We start from the raw sequence: 16,495 nt of genomic DNA, 5'->3' as shown, positions 1-16,495 counted from the left end.
CGGATTTCCTTCTATTTTCTCGTTTTTTCATGTGGCGAGGTTCACGGATTCAGGTGGCAGCTAATTCGCTGTAATCTTACGCCCCAAAATGACAACGTCCCGCTCGATCCCGTCCAGCTCCGTGACGCCCGGCAAATAACCCCAACGCTCAAAGCCGAATTTGGCGAGCAGCGCCAGGCTGGGCTCATTGTGGGCGAACACGAAGCCGATCAGGCTCTTTATGCCTAGGCGCGGGCACTCACCGATCGCGCGATCGAGGAGTATCGAGCCTAATCCTCTGGCACGGTGCCGTTCGTCAATATAAATGCTTAGCTCCGCCGTGGCATTATAGGCCGGCCTGTCATAGAACGATTGGAAGCTCAGCCAAGCGGCGATGTCCCCTCCTGACCGGACTACCCACAAAGGCCGGAAATCGGGGGTGTGCTCATGAAACCATTGCAGCCGGCTTTCCACGCTGACCGGCTCAAGGTCGGCCGTTACCCGGCGGGACGAAACCGTGGAATTATAAATGTCGACGATCGCGCCCAAATCCTGCAGCGCGGCGTCCTCAATCGTGATGTCAATCATCGATGGCCTCCTGAATATGCTTCTCAAGCGCAGCGATCGCTGCTTCCCAGCGGCGCCTCATTTGCACTCCCCTTAATCGTTCAGATGCTTCCACCAGATACCCGCGCATTCAGCGAGCGTCGGGCTGTTGCTGCTCCGAACCTGGTCGGCCAATTGTTCCCCGAAGAAAAATCCGGCCAGCAGCCTTTTTTTTCAGCACCTTGAGCATCGCTTCGGACTTGTCGGTCGACACCAGGGATCCGGCTTTATCGGCAAGCGGAACGGAAATGCGCCCGGTACCCGCTCCCAGATCAAGAACATCCAATCCTTGAACCGGCCTGATCTCCTCAATCCACGGCACCACATTCGGTTGTCTCGAAATCATCCGCTCGTATTTCTCGGCTTGCTGGCGGTAAATCTCTTCATGGTTCGGCATTGTTTTTCGCTCCTTAAGAGATAATTCTATTACCATAAACGTTGAGGCAACGATAAGGTCAATAGCCGAAAACCTTGTTCAGGATCATTCAATACGGTCGGGTGCAGGCGTTTGTCCGCGTTCTCCTTCAACTGCCGGGCGGTTAATGGGAACCGGGCGCGTCATGCGAACAAGCTTTTCAGCAAATAAACCGCCGCCAGCCACATGACGATTGCGGAAATCCGGTTCATGATGACCATCAGTTTGCCCGACTTATCTCTTAAACCGAGCAGCCTGCCCGCCAGCCCCAAACCGAAAAACCATATCCAGGATACCGCCACGGTGGATACGGTGAAGGCAGCTTTTTCCCAGCCGGTGTATTGAATGGAGCTCGTGCCGATGACGCCGACCGTATCCAGAATTGCATGCGGGTTCAGGATGGAGATCATGACGGTGAACGCGATGGTTTTGCCGATCGTGTGGTTCGCCTGAACCTCGCTTGATTGCCGGGTCGACGCCCGCCAGGATTGGATGCCCATGTAGATGAGAAAAATGCCGCCCCCGACGATCAGGACGAGCTTGAACCATTCCAGGGTTGCAACCAGCGCCGAAACGCCCAACACCGCGGCCAGAATAAGGAAGGTGTCGCAAATCGAGGCGGTAAGCGAAACGGGCACGACGTGGATATATTTTTTTCTGACGGCTCCCTGCGAGAAAATGTAGAAGTTTTGCACGCCCAAAGGCAAAATGAGTCCGAATGCCAGAACAAAGCCGTGTATGATTGCCGCGATCATCTGTGTTCACCTTTGCTGTCATTGTTTTAGAGTACTTCTCGAAAAATTTAATCTTCAACGGCGACCCGTGCCCCGAGCAGGTCGTCCTAAAGCCGCCTCCTTCATTCTTGTTACTACCCTTTACCCGCCAGCTCCTTTTTAATCAACTCCATGTTGGCGTGATGGAACTTGCGCATATTCCGGGGAAGCCTTAGACTTAGACTTAATTATAAGCTATACTTATATAAAGGACATTCGCAGAGGAGGTAACCTGATGACAAAAGCGTCATGGACCAAAGCCGTTCTCCTTTTGATCGTCTTCGTGCTCAGCTTTCCGTTCTTCTCGGTGGATCGGGATCCATCCCTCGGCGACCCCTCCGCCCGCCTCCTGGAGAAAGCGGATTATCACAAAATAACCGCCGTCAGGCACGACGCCGTCTCCAAGCACAAGGCCGCTGCCGTGATTTCGGCTGCCCTCCTGCTGTTTTCCCTTCTGCTGTACACAGTCCGCGGATCGATCAAACCCGTCGTCACGTTCCGCTCTTGCATCCCCAAACGTCTGAGACGCTTATTCCTTATGCCTATTAAATATACTTCCTTTTTCCGGCTCCGCCAAGCATAAGCACCCATCCTTTCGGTGAAACTTGGAAATGCGTTTCGACCGTCTGTTTTCGCATGCTTATTTGGAGCGATTGGGAGGAATCATGCATGAATATAAGAGAAATTGATTTGCCGGGCATCGGCCGCAAATATCAGATCGAAACGCGCGGCGGCGACAAGCTTGTCGTGGTCATCCACGACGATGGCCGCAGGGAACTGTACCATTTCGACTACGAGGATCCGGACGACAGCATTTCGATGGTCACGCTGGACGACGATGAGGCGAGGCATATCGCCGGCATTGTCGGCGGCATGACCTATATGCCGAAAGCGCTGGAAACCGTCGAAATCGCATTGGACGATCTGACGATCGAATGGTACAAGGTGGAGTCGCACGCCAAATGCATCGGCAAGACGATCGGCCAGCTTGAAATCCGCAAGCGGACGGAAACGACCATTATCGCGGCCGTCGAGAGAGAGGCCAAGTACATCAATCCGGGACCCGACTACCGGTTCAAAATCGACACCGTGCTGGTCGTCGCCGGTGAACGCGCCAATATGAAGGAGTTGAAACGTTTGCTCCTCAGCGGAGGTGAATAAGATGGATCACCTCGTCCTGGAGATCGGCCTGGCCGTATTGCTGATCGCAGCGGTCGGCCTGCTGTCGGCCAAGCTCCGGTTTTCCGTCATTCCGTTCTATATATTGATCGGAATGGCCGTAGGTCCGCATGCGCCGAAAATCGGCATCTTCGACTTCCGGTTCATCGAAAGCGCCCCGTTCATCGAATTTCTGGGCAGGCTCGGCGTTCTGTTTCTGCTGTTCTACCTGGGCCTCGAGTTCTCGGTCGGCAGATTGGTGAAATCCGGGCGCTCCATCGCGGTCGGTGGAACGATCTATATTGCGATCAACTTCACGCTCGGCGTCGTCTACCCGTGGGCGATAGGCTTTCCGTTGGAGGAAACCCTTGTCATGGCCGGGATTACGACGATTTCGTCGAGCGCCATCGTGGCCAAGGTGCTGGTCGACCTGAAAAGGACGGCCAATCCCGAAACGGAAATGATCCTCGGCATCATCATGTTCGAGGACGTGTTCCTGGCGGTATATATCTCCATCCTGTCGGGCCTCGTGCTCAGCGGATCGTCGTCGCTTACGGGCGTACTGCTGTCGGCATCGTACGCGCTCGGGTTCATGCTCGCTTTTCTCGTCATCGGACGGAAGGCGGCGCCATTGCTCAACCGGGCGCTCAATATCCGCTCGAACGAGCTGTTCCTGCTCGTCATCTTCGGATTTCTGTTCCTTACCGCCGGCTTCTCGGAGACGATTAAGGTCGCGGAAGCGATCGGCGCCTTGCTCGTCGGCCTCGTGCTGGCGGAGACGGAGCACCTCAAGCGGATCGAGCAGCTGATCCTGCCGTTTCGGGATTTTTTCGGCGCTCTGTTCTTTTTCAGCTTCGGCCTCACGATCGACCCCTTCACGCTGGGCGGCGCCGTATGGCTGGCGCTGGGCGCTGTAGCGATCACGCTGCTGGGCAACTATATCGCCGGACTGCTGGCCGGCCGTAGCGCGGGACTGTCGCCGAAAGCATCCTCGAACATCGGGCTGACGATCGTCTCCCGAGGCGAATTCTCGATCATACTGGCGAACCTCGGGACGGCCGGCGGCCTGATGGCCATCATCCAGCCGTTCGCAGCCTTATATGTGCTTATTCTGGCGATACTCGGTCCGCTGCTTACGAAGGAATCGAAGCGCATTTTCCGGCAGGTCAACCGCGTGTTGAAGCTGGACCGGGAGAAACCCGTCATACGGGAAAAACTGAACGAAAGCTGACGTACGGGGGGATCGCCGTGGTGTGTCCAAACTGCAGGGGAACAGGGCGCATCCGAATCACGCTGCCGGTCGTGATGCAAGTCATATGCACGCGCTGCGGAGGCACCGGCAAGGTGAAGGATACGCCCAAGAAATAAGTACTCGCACCGACAAAATGCAGCCGCCCCACCCGGGACGGCTGCATTTTTGCGGCGTTCGCAACGTTAATCGTATTCGAGCAGCGGCTTCACCTGGACGGCGCACACCTTGAAGCCCGGCATCTTGCAGGTCGGATCAAGCGCTTCATTCGTGACTTTGTTTACGTTCTGGATGCCGCCCCAATGCATCGGCACAAACACCGTATCCTCCCTGATGTCGGACGTCAGCTTGCTGCGCACGACGATGCTCCCCCGTCTCGACTCGAGGCGGATCAAGGCGGCATCCTCGATCCGGTGCTTTTTCGCCGTGGCGGGGTGAATCTCGAGATACGACTCGAACTGGCGAGCGGCCAGCGTGTGGCTGCGCCTCGTCTGAACGCCCGTCAAGTAATGCGTCAATACGCGGCCAGTCGTCAGGTGCAGCGGATAGTACTCACTGACTTGCTCCTTGGGAAAATGGTGGTTCACCGCGATCAGCTCCGCCTTGCCGTCCGGATGGGCGAACGATTGCTCGAACATCCGTCTCTCGCCGGGGTGCGCGGGGGCGGGACAAGGCCAATAAACCCCTTCTTCCCGGCGCAGCCGTTCGTAGGTAATCCCGTAATAGTCGGCGATTCCGCCGCGGCTTGCGATGCGAAGCTCCTCGAACACCTGCTCAGCGGCCGTGTAAGGGAAGAAGGACGCTTTTCCAAGCCATGCCGCGATTTCGCTCAGGATTTGCCAGTCATGCTTCGCTTCTCCCGGAGCCTGCCGGCCCGCCTCCCGCAGTAGAACACGGCCCTCCAGGTTGGTCAATGTGCCCTCGTTCTCCAGATAGGAGGTCGTCGGCAAAATCAAATCCGCCATCCGCGCCGTTTCGGACAGGAACATGTCGGCCACGACAAGGAAGTCCAGCTTGCGCAGGCCTGCTTCCACAAAATCGGCATTCGGGTTGGACACGACCGGATTGGAGCCCATGACGAACAGCGCCCGTATTTCTTCGCCGTGCACCTTTTCCATCATTTCATACGCCGATACCCCTTTGCCCGGCAGGTTGCCGGCGTCTATTCCCCACACCCCGGCAATGTAGGCGCGGTCGGCCTCATTCTCAATGGACCGGTAACCCGGCAGCTGGTCGGCCTTCTGGCCGTGCTCCCTGCCCCCTTGTCCGTTGCCTTGGCCGGTGATCGCGCCGTAGCCGCAGCCTTCCCGGCCGATTTTTCCGGTAACGAGAGCGAGGTTGAGAAAATTGCGCACAGCCAGATAGCCATCCGTCTGCTGCTCCACGCCCCGCGCGGTAAACACCATGCCGGCGGACGCCTTGCCGAAAGCTTCGGCCGCCTGCCGGATCCGGCCTGCCGGGACGCCCGTAATGTCGGCGATATGGTCGAGATCCATGGACGCCAAATGCTCTTTCAGCTGCTTGAACCCTTTCGTGCGCCCGTCGATAAAAGCCTGGTCCGTATAGCCCTGCTCCACGATGACTTTAAGCAAACCGTTCGCCAAGGCCGCATCCATCCCCGGCTTTACGTTCAGATGCAGGTCCGCGAGTTCCGTCGTTCCCGTCCGCCTCGGATCGATGGCGATGATGAACGCGCCGTTCTCCTTGGCCTGCGTGAAGTACGGCATAAGAGTCGGCTGGCATTCGGCAATGTTCGTGCCCGCCAGAATGATGCAGCGCGCCAGCGCAATATCGGACAGCGGGTTGGTCAAGCCTCGGTCGAGGCCGAACGCCTTGTTGCCCGCCGACGCTGCGGCCGACATGCAGAACCGCCCATTGTAGTCGATATAACGGGTGCGCAGCGCCACCCTGGCGAATTTGCCAAGCAAATAGGCGGATTCATTGGTCAACGAGCCGCCGCCGTAGACGCCGATCGCATCATTCCCGTAATTGCGCCGGATGGCCGCGAACTTCGATTCGATCAGCCGATGGGCTTCCTCCCAGCTGACGCGCACGAAATCGCCATCCACCTTCGCCATCGGAAAAAGTATCCGTTCGCCGCTGAGCGCATGCTGATACGCGTTCATCCCTTTGATGCAAAGCCGGCCTTCGGACGCCTTATTGGGCTTGGGGGTGACCGTATAGGCAGGCGAGCCGTCTGTCGACCGCTCCTCCACAATCATCTTGCACTGCACGCTGCAGAACGGGCACTGCGTATCCATTGCAGCCATTACCCGGTCCGGCGGCGCCTGCTCAAGCTCGTGGGTCTGAGGCGCCGGCATAGTGCGGGCTTCGTTCCTTGCGTTGTTCTCCTGTACTCGCATCGCGCTCACCTGGTTCCCGCAGCCTCGGGCTGCTGATCTGCTTGCTTTCCGACCCTTGCGGCCGCCGCCTTTTCCAGGCGCTCGGCCAATAAAGAGGCGGCAAGCGGATTGAATATCGTCTCCCTGATACGCACAAGGCCGAGCCGCTCGATCCATTGCGAGACGCGCTCCGCATAGCGCGCCGTTTCCCTGTAATGCTGGACGAAGGCCAGTGTATAAGCAAGAAGCTGCTCATCGGTTTCCGCCGTGCAAACCAATTGTCCCGCTTGCGGCTTGCGCTCTCCGCCGCCCCCTGCGTACAATTCCCAGCCGCCGGGGGTGCCGGCGATGCCGATATCCTTGGTCAGCGAGCCTGCGCGGTGGCGCGGGCTCGCGGAGACGCCGACCGTTGTCTCCTGCGGCATCGGCAGCTGGGCCAGCCTGGCATCCAGGGCGATCCCCACGGCGATGGAGTCCTGCATGGCGTCCTGTTCGTAGCGCAAACCTCCGCAGGTAGCGATCGAACGAACCGCCGCACCGGTTAGCGGCGCTTCAGCCGGCATGCCGAGCTCCTCCCTGACGGACGAAATCGCTGAAGCGGAAATGCCGAACAGCTCAAGCTCCGCGCCATTCATCAGCTTCACGAGCGGAATGCCGTATTTCTCCACGACATCCGCGATCCGCCGCAGCTGCGGGGCATTCGTCACGCCGCCGGGCATACGGGGCACAAGCGAGCAAGCGCCGCCGTCGCCATCCGGGCCGCCCGGTTGCGCGGCGGCCGAAAAAGCCTGCCGAAGCGGGGCGGTTGCTTGTCCTTCGGCCGGGCTGCCGTGTCCGTGAACGCCCACATAATAGTGCAGAGCCGGCTCGCAGGCGGCGCAGCCCTCTTCGGATTTCCACCCGAGGGCGGCTCTCGCTTCGGACGCATGCCGGAAGCGTCCGGTTCGGATGGCCTGAATCACTTCTTCATGATCGAGCGCCGTACAGGCGCAGATCGTTTCCTTGACCGCCGGTTCGCCGGTCCCGCCGTGCCGCTGCGCGTACTCCAGTATGAAGCCGACCGTCGTTTTGCAGCTCCCGCAGGAACCGGACGCTTTGGTGCATGTTTTGATATCCTCTACCGTCTGCAGGCTCTCTTCATGGATCGCCCGCATGATTGTGCCTTTCGTCACGCCGTTGCAGGCGCAAACAATCTCGTTTTCACCCAAGGCTGCGGCCTTATCCGCTCCCGATGCGGCCGCCGGCGCTCCCGAACCGAGCAAAATTTCCTTTTCGCGTCCGGCTACATTTTCCCCGCTGCGAATCATCGAGAACAAACGCGTGCCGTCGGTCGTATCGCCGAACAGGACGGCGCCGACGAGCCGGCCGTCCCGAATGACGGCTTTCTTGTAAACGCCGCCGAACTCGTCCTGCATGCGCACCGCGCGGGTGTCGTCCGCATCCAGGAATTCGCCCGCCGAGAACACCTCAACGCCGGAAACCTTCAGCTTGGTCGACACGACGGAGCCATGGTACCCGTCGGTTTTCACCCCGGCCAGCCGTTTGGCCAGCACGGCGCCCTGCTCGTACAGCGGAGCGACAAGTCCGTAGGCGATGCCGCGGTGCTCGGCGCACTCGCCAACCGCGTATACCCCCGGCTTGTTCGTTTCCAAATAATCGTTAACAAGGATACCTCGATTGACGTCGACTCCGCTTTTCGCGGCGAGCTCGATATTGGGCTTGATGCCGACCGCCATGACGACAAGATCGGCGGCCATCTCCGTGCCGTCCGTAAACCGCACGCCGGCGACCCTTTTTTTGCCTGTAATTTTCTCCGTGTTCTTCTCGAGCAAGAACTTCATGCCCTGCTGCCTAAGCTCCCTTTGCAGCATGAGCGCGGCGGGTGCGTCAAGCTGGCGGTCCATCAGATGCTTGTGGATATGAACGACCGTCACTTCCATGTTCAGATTCAGCAGGCCTCTCGCCGCTTCCAGCCCGAGCAGGCCTCCGCCGATGACGACCGCTTTCCTGTGCGTTCGGGCGGTTTCCATCATCGCTTTGCAATCCTTCATGTCCCGAAAGGCGATGACCCCTTCCTTGTCGGCGCCGGGAAGCGGCAGCATGAAAGGGCGCGAACCGGTGGCGATGACCAACTCGTCGTAATCGGCCCGAAGTCCGCTGTCCGTTTCCACATACTTGCGCTTTGTGTCGATAGCCGTCACCGTATGCCCCGCATGCAGCGTAATGCCGTGAGCGGCGTACCATTCCCAGGAATGAAGGACGATGTCGTCCATATTCGCATTGCCGGCAAGAACGGAAGACAACAGAATCCGGTTGTAGTTCGGATGGGGCTCGCTTCCGAATATCGTAATATCATAACGGTCGGGCGCCAACCGCAGCAGCTGTTCGATACCATTTACGCCTGCCATGCCGTTGCCGATCAGAACCAGCTTTTTTCTCATCTGCTCCACTCCTCATCCCTGTCCCTATCGGTATGTGCATGAAAAAAGGGGAGCCGTCCCAGGCCCCCCCTTCGTCTCCTAAAGCTCAGATTATCTCGGTTTCGCGAACCGTTATCGGAGAGACGGCTTCCAATAGCCTGCGTTTCCTTCAAATGAATCATTGATATTAGTCACGCAATCATCTACGGCGGACACCTTGGATACCGTGAGAAATGCAGCGATGGTTAGAAACCATTTCATTTCACTCACTCCTTTGCGCTTCTCTTTGACGCTCGATAGATAACCTTACACTGCGGTTACGAATTTTCTTTTTATATGTTAAATAATATTACACAATATGCAGAGAGTCAATCAAACGAGCGCGGATTTATGTATTGCTTTTCCTTATATCACCCTTTAAAAAAACTGATATAGTAAGAAAATATGACATGCCTGACCCTCGAATGTCTGCTTTGCAGGAAAATTTTCGCTCGTTCCGCCCGCCGGCAATGAAACAAGGACCGTCGGCGCACGGGGGCGCCGACGGTCCTTTATTGAATACCGCTCTATGAACTTCCGTTCATTTTTTTACAGGCATTGCTCCTCCGACTTAATAATGAACGCCGCCAAATCCGCAAAATCGGAAACGATCAAGTGCGGTGCGTAATCCTTGCCCGGCCGGTTGCCGCGGGGGTTGAACCAGACGCCTCGCCAGCCGGCATTGCGGGCTCCGAGCATATCGTTCTCCCACGAATCGCCGACAAAGATGCACTGCTCCGGATCGGTTCCGGACAACCGGTTGACGTGCTCAAAAAGCCTGGGATCCGGCTTGGTCAAACCGACCGCTCCGGAAATGAACACCATCTCCCGGGGGACAATCCGGTCGAGTCCGAGCGCCCGGATTTTCCGCCATTGGTGCTGTTCCGGTCCGTTCGTAATGACGCCGATCCGATAGCCGCTGCGCGCCAGTTCGCTAAAGCAGGCTTCCACACCCGGCAGGAAACGGATCCTTCCCTGCCCGGCTTCGTACGCCTCCTGAACGGATACCGATATCCGCTCGTCAATCGTCACGCCGAAATCGGCAAACGCGCGCACCAGCCGCATGACCCGCATCGTCTCGAGCGGCAGCTCGCCGCCGGCATAGGGCTCCCACAACAAATCGCTGTGCCGGCGAAAAGCCCGAAAAAGCCCATCCGCCGGCAGGCTCTCGGCATGCTCCGGCAAATGCTCGGCAACGGCATTCCGGAACGGAACAAGCTGGTCGTATAACGTATCGTCCAAATCAAAAAAAACGGCTTTGCGCGGCTGCAAGCTCGCATCCTGGTTCAAGTCGGATTCCATCTCCTCTGTCTGTCTATAGCGCCGGCTCGCGGCTGGCCCCCATCATTATAAACGAAGAGAGCCGGCTAGAGAATGACCCCGTCCTTGAAAATGGCGATCTCGCGAAAGCCGTTCCGCTCGTTCAGCGTAAGTCGCTCGCCGGAGGCGACCCGGAGCAGTTCCTCCCACAGTTCCCCCGCGAGCGTCTCCATGCTTCCATACGTCAGCAGCCGACCGGCGTCGAAGTCGATCCAATTGCGCTTGCGGTCGGCCAATTCGCTGTTCGTTGATAGTTTCACGGTCGGCACCGGGCCGCCGAAGGGCGTCCCTCTGCCGGTCGTGAACAGGACGATGTGAGCGCCGGCCGCCGTCAATGCCGTAACCGACACCAGATCGTTGCCCGGCGCCTCCAGCAGATTCAAGCCGGCCTTCCGGAGCCTTTCCCCATAAGCGACGACATCGGTTACCTTCGCATGTCCGCCCTTTTGCGTGCAGCCGAGCGACTTTTCCTCGAGCGTCGTTATGCCGCCGTCCTTGTTGCCGGGCGACGGATTCTCGTAAATGGGCTGCCCGTGCCGGATAAAATACCGCTTGAACCCGTCGACCAGCTCCACGATTTCCCGGAAAACCCGCTCATCCGCCGCCCGGTTCATCAGAATCGTCTCGGCGCCGAACATTTCCGGCACCTCCGTAAGGACGGCCGTTCCGCCGGCCGACACCAGACGATCCGACACGGCTCCGACGAGAGGATTCGCCGTAATGCCGGAAAGGCCGTCCGAGCCGCCGCATTTCAAGCCGAGCTTCAGCTTCGACACCGGCACGGGCCGGCGCTCGAAACGCTCCGCATATTCAACCAGCTCGCCGATTAAAGAAAGGCCGGTTTCCAGCTCGTCGTCGACATCCTGTGCGCGCATGTACTTCACACGCCCGGGCGGCTGTTCGCCGATCGCTTGTCGGAACGCGCCGATCTGATTGTTCTCGCAGCCGAGCCCGACGACCAGCACGCCGCCCGCGTTCGGATGATTGACGAGCGACGCCAGCAGCTTTTGCGTATGCGTCAAATCGTCGCCGAGCTGCGAGCAGCCGAACGGATGGGCGAAATGGTGGATGCCGTCCACCCGCCCGCCATACAGCGCTTCCGCTTTCCGCGCGATCACCTCGCATGTTTTGTTGATGCAGCCGACGGTGTTGATAATCCAGATTTCGTTGCGGATCCCGACCTCGCCGCCTTCCCGCACATAACCTTGAAAGCTGCGCTCCCGCCCGGTCTGCGAAGCTGCCGATGCGTCAGTTCCGTCCGCATCGGCCGCCGGCTCGTACCGGTATTCCAGAAAGCCGCTCAAACCGGTCTCCAGGTTGTGGGAATGCACCCATTCGCCCGGCGCCAAATCCGTCTTCGCTTTGCCGATCGAATAGCCGAATTTCAATACATGCTCGCCTTCGCGAACCGGGCGGATCAGCACTTTATGCCCTTTCGGCACGTCCTCGCGAACCGTTACGCCGCCCGCCCCGGGAAGCGTCAGCGCCCCGCCTTTGGCAAGCGGCCGCAGCGCGATGACGACATGATCCCGCTCATTCAACCGTATCCAATCGTTCATCGCCCGGCTGCCTCCCTTGTTTCCCATTCCGCCAGGACGGATCCTACGGCTTCGGCGAATCCCGGCCATGCGGTTAAATCGCGCCCCCATACGCCAGTCAGCGCAAGCAGCCGTCCGGCCGTTTCGCTGCCCGAACACGCTTCACGCGTTGCCGTCCGCCACGCTTGCGCCAACGCGTCAACCGCGGCACCGTCATCCCGCACCGCATACGTCCGCCCGGTCAGCGTAACGCCCTCGAAACTCCCGTCCGCCGATCGTTCCGTGCGGTAGTAACGGAGCATGCCCGCTACCCCGCGAACGAGCCGCTCCGGCACCGGCGATCCCTGTTCGGCATAATGGGCGATTGCGGGCAGCAGCCGCACCTTGAACTTGCTCAAGCCGTTCATCGCGATGTCCGCAAGCCGATGACGCAGATACGGATTGCGGAACCGATCAAACACATCCGCGGCGTAGGCTTGAAGCGCCTCCCGGCCGAGCGGCAGCGTCGGAATAATCTCCTGTTCGACCGCGCCGGTAACAAATACGCCGAAATCCTTATCCGCCATAAGCTCTCCCACATGCTCGAACCCGTGCAGAATGCCGATCGGCGTCATCAGCGCGTGCGCGCCGTTCAGAATCCGCACTTTTCTGAGCTGGTAAGGCTTCAGGTCGTCCGTCCAAACGACATTGAGCCCGGCCTGCTGTAACGGCAGCTCCCGTTCAAGCTCCGGCTCCGCCTCAATCGCCCAGAAATGATAAAGCTCCGCCGTATTCAAAAGCCGATCCCGGTAGCCCCAATCATCGAACCATTCCTCAGCCCTGCCTTCCGGATAACCGGTCACGATACGGTCAACCAGCGAATTCAGGAAACGGTTCTCCGTCTCCACCCACCTCTCGAACGCCTCCGGCAACCCCCAATCCCGGCTGTGCCGCATAATGCATCGCTTCAGTTCGTCCCCGTTGCGCTCCAGAAGCTCGCAAGGCAGCCATATCAAGCCGCGGCCCGGCTCGCCGCCGAAGCGCAGGAAGCGGCGATACAGCAAATAAGCCGCCTTGCCGGGAAAAGAGGCGATCGGTTCGCCCTCCGCAACCTTCTCCGGCGCATAGGCAAGTCCCGCCTCCGTCGTATTGGAAACGACAAAGCGCAGCTCCGGACGCTCGGCAAGCTCGACGAACCGCTCCCATTCGGAATACGCATCGAACGCCTCGGTGAAAACGGATACGATTTCGCGCCGTTCCACCGGTTCGCCCCTCTCCAAGCCGCGCGTGACGAGCGTATACAGTCCGTCCTGGGCGGCAAGCGCCTCTATTTTCTCCCGTCCCGCCGGACGGGGCTGCGTCACGGCGACACCGCCGTTGAACAGCCCCTGCTTGCGGCACTCGTGCAGCATCCAATCCGTAAACCCGCGCAGAAAATTGCCCTCCCCGACCTGCAGTACGGTGACGGGCTCCCTGAGCAGCGAATCATGCAGTTCCCGCTCCCGGGAATCCAGCAAGCGTCGGCTAAGCGTTTCCATCGTCCTCACTCCCTCGCGAATCCTCTTCATTTCATTATAAAAATGAAAAAAGAATAGTAAAATAACGGATTCACGCAAAAACATACCCGATTTTGATATAATGGCAGCGATATCATAAGAATTTCAATTCCGATTTCATGTACAATTTATTCCCAAAGGTATGCAAGGAGATGAAAGCCGTGACAGCAGCAGTTCCCCTGCGAAAATGGTTCGACTTAAGCTCGCCGTTTCCTTTCAACTGCAACTACAGGCAAACGAAGCATACGGCGACCGAGCTTCCGGATCACCTGCACGATTGGTATGAGATCGTGTACGTCCACCGGGGCGAAGGAACGTTTTTTATCGATCGGACGCTTTACGGTAAACAAGAGGGCGATCTGTTCATCATCCCCTCCAACACGATACACCGTTCCTTCTCGGATGAGAGCAATCCCATTAACTCGACCGCGTTATTCTTCAGCGGAGCTTTCGTACAGCAGCCGGCTCTCGGAGACGCCTTCCCTTCCTTGCGCTGCTTCGAGCATGCAAAGAAAGGCAAAACTTACCGGCTTCGGTTGGCGGAGAAAGACGGCGCGCAATTGGAGCGTTTGATCGACGAACTGCACGCGGAGCTTGAGGAGGGACTGCCCGGACACCGTCAGGCCGTCCATCTGCAGCTGCAGCGCATACTGCTGCAGATCAACCGCACGATATTGCCACCGGAAGGCGTAAAGGCGCGCGAGGCCGCCGGACGCGGCCCGGCATGGATGAACCGGGTATTGCACCGGATCGACGAGAAGCCGGAGGACGATTTGACCTTATCCGCGCTTGCGCGTTCAGCAGCCGTGACACCCGCGCATTTCTCACGGGTGTTCAAGCAGTTAACGGGCTTGAACGTGACGGAATATGTGACGGCCAAACGGATTGTAAGGGCAAAGGAGCTTCTGCAGGAGACCGAGGACGGTGTAGGCGAGATTGCGGAGCGCTGCGGGTTCCGGAGCCTGCCGCATTTTCACAGAATGTTCAAGCGGTTGACGGGCGTTACGCCGGCAGGCTACAAGCGTAGCTTCCTCACGGACTGATTTGTCCCGCAATTTGCGGCGACCGCTTTTCAAATCGCCGGAGCAGCACGATAAGAACAAGCAATTCCCCGACCAAGCCGCTTGACTGCGCAAGCGCGCCGACAAGCCCGTTCCAGGACGGAGCCGCCGCAACCGCAACGACAAGCGCAAGCAGCGTCATCCCGACATTCCCCAGTTGGGAAAATGCCATATATCTCGTTCGTTTGTTCAGCATCACGAGCCCGTTGCCATAGTCGACCCACGGAAAAAGCGCCGCGAACAGCACAAAAACGCGCAGCACGCGCAGACTCTCATCAAGCAATGCGCCTTCGCTGCCTATCACGCCTCCAACAACGGGCGGCCCGACAGGCGTATAAGCGATAACGGCAATCGCCGCCGCGGGCAGCAGGTTGAACAGCAGCGTGAAACTCCGCACCGCAGCGGGGTCGGTACGGTAGAAGTTGAGCACGATTTGGTGCACATAGGTGTAGAAACTTACAACGATGTTGGTGATACTTAAGGCGACAGCATAGGAAGCGATCGCCAGTTCGATATCCGCAGTCTTGCCCAGCATGGCATTGATCGCCGGTCCGATAATGACCGATATGAACGACGTGACGACAAGCGGCCGATAGAACGGAAGCACGTCCTTCGCCTTGCGTACAGTCGATTGCGCGAGCTTTTCAGGCATGCCCCTCAATATTCTTCGGCCTTCAAAATAACTGACGACCGCTTCCACGAGCATGCCGGACAGGAAAATAACCGCTCCGGCTCGGCCGTCAATGCCGTACGGCCCGAGTATGAAAAACAGCGAAATCAAATACATGACGCATAGCCGGACAAGCATTCCGATCGTCAGCCATTTCGTTTGCATATTACGAATAATGATGCCGTGGTATAAGCAGCGGACGGCGGAAAAAATCGTAACGAAGATCAGGATGCGATAGCTGTCCAGCACCCGTCCCAGCAAGGTTTCGTCAGCATTGAACAAATTCGTAAACAGAATTCTGCCGGCCGGTGTATACGAAACGACGAGGCCGAACGCGAGCGTAAAAAGCAGAATCAGCGCCGTCACGCGGCCGACCGCCCTGAAAGCAGTGCGGTCAGCGGCCAGCGCCGAGCAGGTCTGCCGCAGAAATACAGCGGGACGCTCCGTTATAATAAATATACTCATGGCAATCGTGTAGGCGGCAATAACCGCCTCCGGCGCGTCCGATCGAGCTAGCGTGCCGTTAATGATAACGTGCGAAAGCGATACAAGGCTGGCGGACAAGCCGAGGGGCACAAAAAACGCCAGTATCCGCTTGAGCGGAACCCGCTCCCTGCTGTCCGCCGTACGTTCGTCCGGTTCCGAAGGCATTCCCACCGCGCATCCGACCCTTCCCATAAGTTGGTTCGTTCGTTTTATCCCCTACTATATCAAAATCGCCGGTCAAACAACACCCCCGGCGACCAATCTCATTTCTCATTAGCCTAACGGGACATTCTTTTCGCCGCGCTTATGAGCATTATCCCGTTCATTCAGGACTCTGGCTTCGGTACGCTGGCTTCTGCGTTAGCTTGGAGTTGTCGGCGTGGCGTTTCATCTAACGTTTGTTTGGTGAGATCCTCTTCCTCCAGCTACCTCTGAGCATTATCCCTTCCAAACAGGAAGAACCGATCCCGACCAATCGTAGCCGACCGGCCACTCCCTCGTAACCAGCTATCCCCTTGAACCAGGATCAAAAAAATCGAGCGCCAACAATCAACCACTTCCAAAAAAGCGCACTTTTTTTTCATTTTCATCTTGAAATCAGAACAAGTGTTTGCTATAATTTGTTTATAAGAACACTTGTTCTATTATAGGGAGGATGGCGTATGGAGGCAGCGGCGGTGTCCGGGGATTACGAGTCTTTTTGCGACCGGTTTGCTTCGGAGGGGGCATGCGTGGACGCGTTATTTTCAGCCAAATGGCCTGCCGGCTTCGTTTGCCCACGCTGCAGCCACACGCAGGCTTATGCGCTCCGCTGCCGGCGTTTGCTTTACGAATGCAGCGGATGCGGCCATCAGACCTCCCTGCTCGTCGGCACGGTGATGGAGGGCAGCCGCACGCCGCTTCG

General features: G+C 58.2%; 14 protein-coding genes. 5 read left to right on the top strand and 9 right to left on the bottom strand.

Annotation, left to right across the window (positions count from 1 at the left end; genetic code table 11):
* Positions 1-60 precede the first annotated feature (60 nt).
* The 3 genes from RWM61_RS18440 to RWM61_RS18430 form a co-directional block, all read right to left on the bottom strand.
* Complete coding sequence (locus RWM61_RS18440; RefSeq protein WP_314003526.1) at positions 61-567, bottom strand: GNAT family N-acetyltransferase; 507 nt, start codon at positions 565-567, stop codon at positions 61-63.
* A 109-nt stretch (positions 568-676) separates the two neighbouring features.
* Positions 677-982, bottom strand: a complete 306-nt coding sequence (locus RWM61_RS18435) for a class I SAM-dependent methyltransferase (RefSeq protein ID WP_314003524.1) — start codon at positions 980-982, stop codon at positions 677-679.
* Between the two features lie 161 nt (positions 983-1,143).
* On the bottom strand, positions 1,144-1,755 hold the full coding sequence (locus tag RWM61_RS18430; protein WP_314003522.1) for a LysE family transporter: 612 nt from the start codon (positions 1,753-1,755) through the stop codon (positions 1,144-1,146).
* Between the two features lie 253 nt (positions 1,756-2,008).
* Here RWM61_RS18430 and RWM61_RS18425 point away from each other — a divergent pair, with 253 nt between their 5' ends.
* The 3 genes from RWM61_RS18425 (at position 2,009) to RWM61_RS18415 (ending at position 4,162) form a co-directional block, all read left to right on the top strand.
* On the top strand, positions 2,009-2,356 hold the full coding sequence (locus tag RWM61_RS18425) for a hypothetical protein (RefSeq protein ID WP_314003520.1): 348 nt from the start codon (positions 2,009-2,011) through the stop codon (positions 2,354-2,356).
* Between the two features lie 86 nt (positions 2,357-2,442).
* The gene (locus RWM61_RS18420; RefSeq protein ID WP_314003518.1) at positions 2,443-2,934 is read left to right on the top strand and encodes a cation:proton antiporter regulatory subunit; all 492 of its coding nucleotides are present in this window, start codon (positions 2,443-2,445) and stop codon (positions 2,932-2,934) included.
* A 1-nt stretch (position 2,935) separates the two neighbouring features.
* Positions 2,936-4,162, top strand: coding sequence for a cation:proton antiporter (locus RWM61_RS18415; RefSeq protein WP_314003516.1), 1,227 nt, complete (start codon positions 2,936-2,938; stop codon positions 4,160-4,162).
* A 203-nt stretch (positions 4,163-4,365) separates the two neighbouring features.
* Here RWM61_RS18415 and RWM61_RS18410 read toward each other — a convergent pair whose 3' ends face one another.
* From RWM61_RS18410 to RWM61_RS18390, 5 genes are all read right to left on the bottom strand, one after another.
* A complete protein-coding gene (locus tag RWM61_RS18410; RefSeq protein WP_314003528.1) occupies positions 4,366-6,441 on the bottom strand; it encodes a nitrate reductase in 2,076 nt (691 codons plus the stop codon).
* A 107-nt stretch (positions 6,442-6,548) separates the two neighbouring features.
* Positions 6,549-8,963: a nitrite reductase large subunit NirB gene (nirB, locus tag RWM61_RS18405; protein ID WP_314003514.1), complete on the bottom strand. Its 2,415-nt coding sequence runs from the start codon at positions 8,961-8,963 to the stop codon at positions 6,549-6,551.
* 567 nt (positions 8,964-9,530) lie between these two features.
* On the bottom strand, positions 9,531-10,271 hold the full coding sequence (locus RWM61_RS18400) for an HAD family hydrolase (RefSeq protein WP_314003512.1): 741 nt from the start codon (positions 10,269-10,271) through the stop codon (positions 9,531-9,533).
* A 77-nt stretch (positions 10,272-10,348) separates the two neighbouring features.
* Positions 10,349-11,860: an altronate dehydratase family protein gene (locus RWM61_RS18395; RefSeq protein WP_314003510.1), complete on the bottom strand. Its 1,512-nt coding sequence runs from the start codon at positions 11,858-11,860 to the stop codon at positions 10,349-10,351.
* Positions 11,857-13,356, bottom strand: coding sequence for a tagaturonate reductase (locus RWM61_RS18390; RefSeq protein ID WP_314003508.1), 1,500 nt, complete (start codon positions 13,354-13,356; stop codon positions 11,857-11,859). Before RWM61_RS18390 ends, RWM61_RS18395 begins: the two co-directional genes overlap by 4 nt.
* Positions 13,357-13,535: 179 nt before the next feature.
* Here RWM61_RS18390 and RWM61_RS18385 point away from each other — a divergent pair, with 179 nt between their 5' ends.
* Entirely contained in the window at positions 13,536-14,417 is an 882-nt protein-coding gene (locus RWM61_RS18385; protein WP_314003506.1) for an AraC family transcriptional regulator, read from the top strand.
* Here RWM61_RS18385 and RWM61_RS18380 read toward each other — a convergent pair.
* Positions 14,407-15,756 (bottom strand): multi antimicrobial extrusion protein MatE, encoded by a 1,350-nt coding sequence (locus tag RWM61_RS18380; protein WP_314003504.1) that lies wholly within the window; start codon positions 15,754-15,756, stop codon positions 14,407-14,409. The genes RWM61_RS18385 and RWM61_RS18380 overlap by 11 nt on opposite strands.
* Before the next feature lie 497 nt (positions 15,757-16,253).
* Between RWM61_RS18380 and RWM61_RS18375 the strand changes: the two genes are divergently transcribed.
* On the top strand, positions 16,254-16,495 hold a 242-nt coding region (locus RWM61_RS18375; RefSeq protein WP_314003503.1), incomplete at its 3' end, for a transposase.

The organism is uncultured Paenibacillus sp., from assembly GCF_963515335.1.
GTDB lineage: Bacteria > Bacillota > Bacilli > Paenibacillales > Paenibacillaceae > Paenibacillus_I.
This window is presented reverse-complemented; position numbering and strand designations above follow the sequence as displayed.

What these genes read in the sequence shown, in the direction of transcription:
- RWM61_RS18440 (WP_314003526.1), bottom strand. Translation starts at nt 567, where the DNA reads ATGATTGACATCACGATTGAGGACGCCGCGCTGCAGGATTTGGGCGCG.
- RWM61_RS18435 (WP_314003524.1), bottom strand. Translation starts at nt 982, where the DNA reads ATGCCGAACCATGAAGAGATTTACCGCCAGCAAGCCGAGAAATACGAG.
- RWM61_RS18430 (WP_314003522.1), bottom strand. Translation starts at nt 1,755, where the DNA reads ATGATCGCGGCAATCATACACGGCTTTGTTCTGGCATTCGGACTCATT.
- RWM61_RS18425 (WP_314003520.1), top strand. Translation starts at nt 2,009, where the DNA reads ATGACAAAAGCGTCATGGACCAAAGCCGTTCTCCTTTTGATCGTCTTC.
- RWM61_RS18420 (WP_314003518.1), top strand. Translation starts at nt 2,443, where the DNA reads ATGAATATAAGAGAAATTGATTTGCCGGGCATCGGCCGCAAATATCAG.
- RWM61_RS18415 (WP_314003516.1), top strand. Translation starts at nt 2,936, where the DNA reads ATGGATCACCTCGTCCTGGAGATCGGCCTGGCCGTATTGCTGATCGCA.
- RWM61_RS18410 (WP_314003528.1), bottom strand. Translation starts at nt 6,441, where the DNA reads ATGGATACGCAGTGCCCGTTCTGCAGCGTGCAGTGCAAGATGATTGTG.
- nirB (WP_314003514.1), bottom strand. Translation starts at nt 8,963, where the DNA reads ATGAGAAAAAAGCTGGTTCTGATCGGCAACGGCATGGCAGGCGTAAAT.
- RWM61_RS18395 (WP_314003510.1), bottom strand. Translation starts at nt 11,860, where the DNA reads ATGAACGATTGGATACGGTTGAATGAGCGGGATCATGTCGTCATCGCG.
- RWM61_RS18390 (WP_314003508.1), bottom strand. Translation starts at nt 13,356, where the DNA reads ATGGAAACGCTTAGCCGACGCTTGCTGGATTCCCGGGAGCGGGAACTG.
- RWM61_RS18380 (WP_314003504.1), bottom strand. Translation starts at nt 15,756, where the DNA reads ATGCCTTCGGAACCGGACGAACGTACGGCGGACAGCAGGGAGCGGGTT.